Source organism: Pantoea eucrina (genome assembly GCF_002095385.1).
GTDB lineage: Bacteria > Pseudomonadota > Gammaproteobacteria > Enterobacterales > Enterobacteriaceae > Pantoea > Pantoea eucrina.
This window is the reverse complement of sequence record NZ_MIPP01000025.1, coordinates 49830-58445: the sequence shown is the minus strand read 5'-3', so window position 1 is coordinate 58445 and position 8616 is coordinate 49830. Positions and strand designations below refer to the sequence as shown.

Annotated in this window: 11 protein-coding genes; all 11 read left to right on the top strand. The window is 58.8% G+C overall.

Features of this window, described 5'->3' with window-relative positions:
* Positions 1-432: histidinol dehydrogenase (locus tag HA43_RS12140; protein WP_211279578.1), on the top strand; the 432-nt coding region annotated here is incomplete at its 5' end.
* Complete coding sequence (gene hisC / locus HA43_RS12135; protein WP_039385308.1) at positions 429-1505, top strand: histidinol-phosphate transaminase; 1077 nt, start codon at positions 429-431, stop codon at positions 1503-1505. The genes HA43_RS12140 and hisC, both read left to right, overlap by 4 nt.
* A complete protein-coding gene (hisB, locus tag HA43_RS12130; protein WP_039385309.1) occupies positions 1502-2569 on the top strand; it encodes a bifunctional histidinol-phosphatase/imidazoleglycerol-phosphate dehydratase HisB in 1068 nt (355 codons plus the stop codon). Before hisC ends, hisB begins: the two co-directional genes overlap by 4 nt.
* Positions 2569-3159: an imidazole glycerol phosphate synthase subunit HisH gene (gene hisH / locus HA43_RS12125; RefSeq protein ID WP_039385312.1), complete on the top strand. Its 591-nt coding sequence runs from the start codon at positions 2569-2571 to the stop codon at positions 3157-3159. Before hisB ends, hisH begins: the two co-directional genes overlap by 1 nt.
* Positions 3159-3896, top strand: coding sequence for a 1-(5-phosphoribosyl)-5-[(5-phosphoribosylamino)methylideneamino]imidazole-4-carboxamide isomerase (gene hisA, locus HA43_RS12120; RefSeq protein ID WP_039385314.1), 738 nt, complete (start codon positions 3159-3161; stop codon positions 3894-3896). Before hisH ends, hisA begins: the two co-directional genes overlap by 1 nt.
* Positions 3878-4654, top strand: coding sequence for an imidazole glycerol phosphate synthase subunit HisF (gene hisF / locus HA43_RS12115; protein ID WP_094111771.1), 777 nt, complete (start codon positions 3878-3880; stop codon positions 4652-4654). Before hisA ends, hisF begins: the two co-directional genes overlap by 19 nt.
* The gene (hisIE, locus tag HA43_RS12110) at positions 4648-5259 is read left to right on the top strand and encodes a bifunctional phosphoribosyl-AMP cyclohydrolase/phosphoribosyl-ATP diphosphatase HisIE (protein WP_094111770.1); all 612 of its coding nucleotides are present in this window, start codon (positions 4648-4650) and stop codon (positions 5257-5259) included. Before hisF ends, hisIE begins: the two co-directional genes overlap by 7 nt.
* 438 nt (positions 5260-5697) lie before the next feature.
* Entirely contained in the window at positions 5698-6033 is a 336-nt protein-coding gene (locus tag HA43_RS12105; protein WP_094111769.1) for a helix-turn-helix domain-containing protein, read from the top strand.
* Positions 6020-6496 (top strand): YbaK/prolyl-tRNA synthetase associated domain-containing protein, encoded by a 477-nt coding sequence (locus HA43_RS12100; RefSeq protein WP_039385330.1) that lies wholly within the window; start codon positions 6020-6022, stop codon positions 6494-6496. Before HA43_RS12105 ends, HA43_RS12100 begins: the two co-directional genes overlap by 14 nt.
* A gap of 64 nt (positions 6497-6560) precedes the next feature.
* Positions 6561-7358, top strand: coding sequence for an ABC transporter substrate-binding protein (locus HA43_RS12095; protein ID WP_094111768.1), 798 nt, complete (start codon positions 6561-6563; stop codon positions 7356-7358).
* A gap of 111 nt (positions 7359-7469) precedes the next feature.
* Entirely contained in the window at positions 7470-8585 is a 1116-nt protein-coding gene (locus HA43_RS12090; protein WP_039385336.1) for a succinylglutamate desuccinylase/aspartoacylase family protein, read from the top strand.
* The last annotated feature ends 31 nt before the right edge of the window (positions 8586-8616 follow it).

The window sequence follows — 8616 nt, the reverse complement described above, 5'->3', positions numbered from 1 at the left end:
CTGCCGCGCGCCGCCACCGCGCGTCAGGCGCTGGCGAGCAGCCGCCTGATCGTGGCGCAGGATCTGGCGCAGTGCATGGCGATTTCCAACCAGTATGGTCCGGAGCACCTGATCATTCAGACGCGCCAGCCGCGCGATCTGGTCGATGCTATCACCAGCGCCGGTTCGGTATTTCTCGGCGACTGGTCACCGGAATCTGCCGGTGACTACGCCTCGGGCACTAACCACGTCCTGCCAACCTATGGCTATACCGCCACCAGCTCCAGCCTCGGACTGGCAGATTTCCAGAAGCGGATGACGGTGCAGGAACTGACACCGCAGGGCTTTATGAACCTGGCCGCCACCATTGAAACCCTGGCCGCCGCCGAGCAGCTTGATGCGCACAAAAACGCCGTTACCCTGCGCGTTGCCGCCCTGAAGGAGCAAGCATGAGCACTGAAATTGAAGCGTTAGCTCGTGCTAACGTCCGCGCCCTGACGCCCTACCAGTCAGCGCGTCGCCTGGGTGGCAACGGGGATGTCTGGCTGAACGCCAATGAATTTCCGCTGCCGGTGCCGTTTGAGCTGTCACAGCAGACGCTGAATCGCTATCCGGAGTGCCAGCCGCGGCTGGTGATTGAGCGCTATGCCGCCTACGCCGGTTTAACCCCGGAGCAGGTTCTGGTCAGCCGCGGCGCTGATGAGGGCATTGAGCTGCTGATGCGCGCGTTCTGCGAGCCGGGCAAAGATGCCATTCTGTTCTGCCCGCCGACATATGGTATGTACAGCGTCAGCGCCGAAACCATCGGTATTGAGTACCGTACCGTGCCGGCGCTGGACAACTGGCAGCTTAACCTGCCGGCCATTGCCGGTAAGCTCGATGGCGTAAAAGTGGTTTACCTCTGCAGCCCGAACAATCCGACCGGTAACCTGATCAATCAGGATGATATCCGGGCGCTGCTGGACATGACCGCCGGTAAAGCGCTGGTGGTGGCAGACGAGGCGTATATTGAGTTCTGCCCGGCCGCAACGCTTGCGGCGTGGCTGCAGGCGTATCCGCATCTGGTGATCCTGCGCACGCTCTCAAAGGCGTTCGCGCTGGCGGGTCTGCGCTGCGGTTTCACCCTGGCTAACAAGCCGGTTATCGATCTGCTGATGAAGGTGATCGCACCTTATCCGCTGGCCACGCCGGTCGCTGACGTTGCGGCGCAGGCGCTGAGCGAGGCGGGCATTGCGCTGATGCGTCAGCATGTCGCTGAACTCAACGCGAACCGCGCATGGCTGTATGAACAGCTTCCGCAGCTGCCCGTGGTGGAGCAGGTGTTTCCGAGCGAGACCAACTACATTCTCGCGCGCTTCACCGACTCGCCAGCCGTGTTTAAATCGCTGTGGGATCGGGGCATTATTCTGCGTGACCAGAACAAAAATCCCGGTCTTGCCGGATGCCTGCGTATCTCAATTGGTACCCGAACCGAGTGCGAGCGCCTGATCGCCGCGCTGCAAGCCTTTTCCGTGGAGCAAGCATGAGCCAGAAGATCCTTTTTATTGACCGTGACGGCACGCTGATTGCCGAACCGCCGTCGGACTTTCAGGTAGATCGCCTGGATAAGCTGGCGCTGGAGAAAGATGTGATCCCCGCGCTGCTGGCGCTGCAGGAAGCGGGCTACCAGCTGGTGATGATCACCAATCAGGATGGTCTGGGTACCGAAAGCTTCCCGCAGGCCGATTTCGATGCGCCGCATACGCTGATGATGCAGATCTTTACCTCGCAGGGAATTAACTTCAGCGATGTGCTGATCTGCCCTCACCTGCCCGCCGATAACTGCGACTGCCGTAAACCCAAAACCCGGCTGGTTGAGGCGTGGCTGGCAGAGGGCGCGCTGGATAAAACCAGCAGCTATGTGATTGGCGACCGTCAGACCGATCTGCAGCTGGCGGAAAACATGGGCATTCAGGGCCTGCGCTACGGCGCCGAAGGCGAGAGCTGGGCCTCCATTCAGGCGCAGCTCACCAAACGCGACCGCTATGCGCTGGTCAACCGCAACACCAAAGAGACGCAGATCAAAGTGGAAGTGTGGCTCGATCGTGAAGGCGGCAGCAAAATCAACACCGGCGTCGGTTTTTTTGACCACATGCTGGACCAGATCGCGGTACACGGCGGCTTTCGCATGAATATCGACGTCAAAGGCGACCTCTATATTGACGATCACCACACGGTGGAGGATACCGGCCTGGCGCTGGGCGAAGCGCTGCTCAGGGCGCTGGGCGACAAGCGCGGCATTGGCCGTTTCGGCTTTGTGCTGCCGATGGATGAGTGTCTGGCGCGCTGCGCGCTCGATATCTCCGGCCGGCCACATCTTGAATACAAAGCGGAGTTCAGCTATCAGCGCGTAGGCGATCTCAGCACTGAGATGGTCGAGCACTTCTTCCGCTCGCTCTCCTACGCCATGATGAGCACGCTGCACCTGAAAACCAAAGGCCGTAACGATCACCACCGCGTGGAGAGTTTGTTCAAAGCCTTTGGCCGCACGCTGCGCCAGGCGATCCGCGTCGAGGGGAATACCCTGCCGAGCTCAAAAGGAGTGCTGTGATGAACGTGGTCATTCTCGACACCGGCTGCGCCAACCTCTCGTCGGTCAGATGGGCGATTGAGCGCCTCGGCTATACGCCTGAAGTGAGCCGCGATGCCGATGTGGTACTGCGCGCCGATAAACTGCTGCTGCCGGGCGTCGGCACCGCACAGGCGGCGATGAACCAGCTGGCAGAGCGCGAGCTGATTGATCTGATCAAAGCCTGTACGCAGCCGGTGCTGGGGATCTGCCTCGGTATGCAGCTGCTGGGACGCGGCAGCGATGAGAATGGCGGCATCAGCACGCTGGGTATCGTTGATGAGCCGGTGGCGCTGATGGATACGCAGGGCCTGCCGCTGCCGCACATGGGCTGGAATCAGATCACCGCCAAAGCGGGACACCATCTGTTCCGCGATATTCCGGATGGCAGCTACTTCTACTTTGTGCACAGCTACGCGATGCCGGTTAACGCCGCCACGATTGCGCAGTGTGACTACGGCCTGCCTTTTACCGCCGCACTGCAGAAAGATAACTTCTTTGGCGTGCAGTTTCACCCCGAGCGCTCCGGCAAAGCGGGCGCGCAGCTGCTGAAAAACTTTCTGGAGATGTAATGATTATCCCCGCGTTAGATTTGATTGATGGCAAGGTGGTGCGCCTGCATCAGGGTGACTACGGTCAGCAGCGCGACTACGGCAGCGATCCGCTGCCGCGCCTGCAGGAGTATGAACGCCAGGGCGCCGGTGTGCTGCACCTGGTGGATTTGACCGGTGCAAAAGATCCGGCTAAGCGCCAGATCCCGCTGCTGACCACGCTGCTGCGCGGCGTCAGCGTACCGGTGCAGGTTGGCGGCGGCATTCGCCAGCGTGATGATGTGGCCGCCCTGCTTGCCGCCGGGGCCACGCGCGTGGTGGTCGGCTCGACGGCAGTCAAACAGCCAGAAGAAGTGAAAAGCTGGTTCAGCGAATTTGGTGCTGACGCCATCGTGCTGGCGCTGGATGTGCGCATCGACGCGGCTAACCGTAAAGAAGTGGCGATCAGCGGCTGGCAGGAAGCGGCGGGCGTTACGCTGGAAGAGGTGATTAGCTGGTATCAGCCGGTGGGCCTGAAGCATGTGCTCTGCACTGACATTTCACGCGACGGCACGCTGAGCGGCTCTAACGTAGCGCTCTATAAAGAGGTGTCTGCTGCTTTTCCGGACATCGCCTTTCAGAGTTCCGGCGGCATCGGCTCGCTGGCAGATATCGCCGCGCTGCGCGGCAGCGGTGCGCAGGGTGTGATCGTTGGTCGTGCCCTGCTGGAAGATAAATTTACGGTAGCGGAGGCGATCTCATGCTGGCAAAACGGATAATCCCCTGTCTGGACGTGCGTGACGGACAGGTTGTAAAAGGCGTGCAGTTCCGCAATCACGAAATCATCGGCGACATTGTGCCGCTGGCGCAGCGCTACGCGCAGGAAGGGGCCGACGAGCTGGTGTTTTATGACATCACCGCCTCATCGGATGGCCGCGTGGTCGACAAAAGCTGGATCTCACGCGTAGCGGAAGTGATCGACATTCCGTTCTGCGTCGCGGGCGGCATCAGGAGCGAGGAGGATGCCGCGCGCATTCTGCAGTTTGGCGCTGACAAAATCTCTGTCAATTCCCCGGCGCTGGCCGATCCGACGCTGATCACCCGTCTCGCCGACCGTTTTGGCGTGCAGTGCATAGTAGTGGGTATCGATACCTGGTTTGATGAAGCGAGCGGTAAATATCACGTCAACCAGTATACCGGTGATGAAGCGCGTACCCGGGTAACGCAGTGGGAAACCCTTGACTGGGTGCGGGAAGTGCAGAAGCTTGGCGCGGGCGAGATCGTGCTGAATATGATGAATCAGGATGGCGTACGTAACGGCTACGATCTGGTTCAGCTGCAGAAGGTCCGCGAAGTGTGCAGCGTGCCGCTGATCGCGTCCGGCGGGGCCGGCACCATGCCACATTTCCTCGACGCCTTTACGCAGGCAAACGTTGATGGTGCGCTGGCAGCGTCGGTGTTTCATAAGCAGATTATTAATATCAGTGAGCTGAAAAACTTTCTGATCGACAACGGTGTGGAGATTCGCGCGTGTTAACAGCAGACCAACTGGCCCGCCTGGACTGGGTCAAAACCGCGGGCATGATGCCCGTTATCGTGCAGCACAACGTCTCCGGCGAAGTGCTGATGCACGGTTATATGAATGAGGCGGCGCTGGAAAAAACGCTGGCGGAAGGCAACGTCACTTTTTTCTCGCGCACCAAAGAGCGGCTCTGGACCAAAGGCGAATCCTCCGGCCACTTTCTGCAGGTAGTGAGCATTACGCCAGACTGCGATAACGATACGCTGCTGGTGCTGGCGAACCCGGTCGGGCCGACGTGCCATCTCGGCACCTCCAGCTGCTTCTCGCCCGCCGCCCCGGAGTGGACGTTCCTCTATCAACTGGAGCAGTTGCTGGCGTCACGGAAACATGCCGATCCCGCCAGTTCTTATACCGCCAGCCTCTACGCCAGCGGCACCAAACGTATTGCGCAGAAGGTTGGCGAAGAGGGCGTGGAGACCGCGCTGGCGGCCACGGTGAACGATCGTCATGAACTGACCAACGAAGCCTCCGACCTGCTCTATCACCTGATGGTGCTGCTGCAGGACCAGGATCTGGATTTAAGCGCGATCGTTAACAACCTGCGCGCCCGTCATAAGTAACCAATTGTGCAACATGCTGCTCAAAATTAGTGACCAGGAATTATTTTGAGCAGCATTCTTCTCAAAAAAAGCAAATCCAGCCCTCTTTGAGCAATATACTGCTCAAAGAGGGCTGGTTATGCTGACCTTACAACTTTACCTTGACGGAGTCTGGCATGATGCTGCCATGCTCAATGTTAAAGCCCCCAGCCTGGTCGTGGCAGCGAAGCATTACTGGCTTATGACTTTACCTATGCAATAGTAAAACTGGCATCTGATTGCACAACGTCTGAACTATCTGGTCTCTGAGAAAAGGTTACTGGAGGCGCTACGTATACTAGCGAAAAAGCTGACTGGTCTTAAGGTGCGCCTGGCGCAACGCGGTGTGCCTGCGTCAATTCTCGAAATGCCCGGCGTTGGCTTCAATTTTCTGGATGAGCGCATTGCAGGGTGGAAATTATGATGAAAACCATGACGCTGTTTGAACGTGAAGCGTTATTCCTGGCGTTATTACGTCAGTCGATTGAAGAAAAAGCCAGCCACGGCAAGTTACTTATGCAACTCCGCAAACAGGTGCTGGGGTTTTCACAGGATCGCTATGCGGCGCTGGCTGGCATCAGCCGGCGTACCCTGTCAGATATCGAACAGGATAAAGAGAGCGTGACCCTGAATGTGCTGAATCGCGCTTTCAGGCCGCTGGGGCTGGAAATGGGTTTGTTGCCACAACAATCTCACATGCGGCAAACGCTGATTGCGCTGCTGGCTCAAAAGGGCGCATCCCATGACCACCCATGAAAAACTTATCGCCCTGCTCGACCAGCACGGCGCTCAATATCGCCTGCTGGAGCATGCTGCGAACGGGAAGTGTGAAGCAGTGGCGGCTTTGCGAGGTACAGAGGTGGGCCAGGGTGCGAAAGCGCTGGTGTGCCATGTCAAAGGTAACGGTATCAAGCAATATGTACTGGCGGTGCTGCCGGCCGATCGGCAGGCGGACCTGAGTAAAGTGGCGGCTGCGGTGGGTGGACGTCGTGCCTCGCTGGCCTCCCCGGCAGAAGTGGATGCCCTGACCGCCTGTGTATTTGGGGCGATTCCACCGTTTAGCTTTCATGAAGATTTACGGCTGGTAGTCGATCCGCTGTTGTTTGAACGCTATGGCGAAATCGCGTTTAATGCCGGAGTGCTGGAGAGATCCGTAGTGCTGAATATTAACGATTACCAGCGGCTGCATAATGGTAACGTGATGAAAATAATCCTCTAATTGCCATCCGCCACCGCGGGGGGTACTCTCGGAATACCCGCTTTTACAACAGAAGAACCCGTTTATGGCACACTCCCGTTTTACCGCGCGTCTGCGCAATACCGCAGCGCTGGCGCTGCTGGCTGGCTGCGCTTTTGGCGCGCAGGCAAAGATTGATCAGGTGCGTTTCGCGGTTGATCCGACCTATCCGCCGTTTGAGTCCAAAACCCCGCAGGGCAAGCTGGTGGGGTTTGATATCGATCTGGGCAACGCGCTGTGCGCGCAGATGCAGGCCAAATGCATCTGGGTTGAAAGTCAGTTTGACGGCATGATCCCGGCGCTGAAGGCGCGCAAGTTTGACGCTATCCTCTCCGATATGGGCGTGACCGAAGAGCGCCTGAAGCAGATCGACTTTACTGAACCGATGTATGACACGCACGTGCAGCTGATAGCGCGTAAAGGCTCCGGCCTGCTGCCGACCGCAGAATCGCTCAGGGGCAAAAACGTGGGTGTGGAACAGGGTACGGTGCAGGAGCGTTATGCGCGCGCTAAATGGCAGCCGCACGGCGTCAATGTGGTGCCGTATGGCGACCAGGCACAGGTAGAAAGCGACCTGATCTCCGGCCGTCTGGACGCGGTGTTTACCGACGCTGCGCAGGCGGCGATCGGTTTCCTGAAGCATCCGCAGGGGAAAGATTTTGCGCTGGCCGGCCCGATTGTACAGGACCCGCTGATTGGCCCTGGCACCGCTATCGGCCTGCGTAAAGGCGACACTGAACTCAAAGCGGCGCTCAACGGCGCGTTTGATGAGCTGAAGAAAAACGGCACATTTGACACTATCCAGAAGCGCTACTTCGCGACAGATATCTCTGTCCAGCCGTGAATCTCCGGCGGCGCGTTTGCCGCCGCTTTTTTAACGGAACTATACTCTGTTCAGTCACCTTAACAGGCATGCGCGCTACTGCAGCCTCAGAAACAGGACACCGGCCGCCCTATGCAACAACAACATCATCCATTACTGAGCGCCTCGCTGGGCACCCAGCGAGAGATAGTCAGCTTTCATTTCGGTACCGACTCGCAAAAACGCGTCTATATTCAGGCCGCCCTGCACGGCGATGAGCTGCCGGGTATGGCGGTTGCCTGGTATCTCAAACAGAAGCTGCTGGCGCTGGAGTCCGCCGGCAAGCTGAAAGCGAAAATCACGCTGGTCCCGGTAGCCAATCCGCTGGCGCTGGGTCAGCACTGGCACGGCACGCATCTGGGGCGTTTTCATACTCTCTCTGGCCAGGATTTTAACCGGCGCTTTCCGGCGCTGGGTGAGAAGCTGGCCGCTGAACTGGCGGGGTCTTTGACGCAGAGTGAATATGAAAACAGACGCCTGATCCGCGATGCCATCGACCTTTACTACCGCGATCAGATAGCCAGAACCGAGCTGGAGTCGCAGCGCTATACCCTGATGCGTATGGCAAGTCAGGCCGATCTGATGATCGACCTGCACTGCGACTGGGATGCGCTGCCGCATCTCTATACAACGCCTCACGCCTGGTCTGAAGTGGAACCGCTGGCGCGCTGGCTCGGCAGTGAGGTGCAGCTGCTGGCGCAGATTTCCGGCGGTGAGCCGTTCGACGAAGCGTGCTGCGAACCCTGGCTGACGCTGGCAAAACGCTTTGGCGATGACTACCCAATGCCGCGCGGTCTGCTGCCGGTGACGCTGGAGCTGCGCGGCGTCGCCGATGTCTCTGCGGAACAGGCGGAGAAAGATGCAGATGCGATTATTAATGCGCTCACCGAAAGCGGCTATATCAGCGGCGATCCGGGCGTCTCTCCTGCCCTTCGCCATCCGCCAACGCCGCTGGCGGGCTGTGAATATATTCATGCGCCCTACTCCGGCCTGCTGCTGAACCGGCGTAAGCTGGGTGAGTGGATTAAACCGGGGGAAGTGGTGGCAGAAGTGATCGATCCGGTCAGCGACCACATTACGCCGCTGGTTGCTGAGTATGGCGGCGTGCTCTACGCCAGAAATCTCACCAAGTTTGTTACGTCCGGGATGCTGGCGGTGCGGCTGGCGGGGGAAAGTGCAGGACGCAGCGGTGAGCTGCTGGTGATGTGATGACATAAAAAAACCGGCTCAGGGGCCGGTT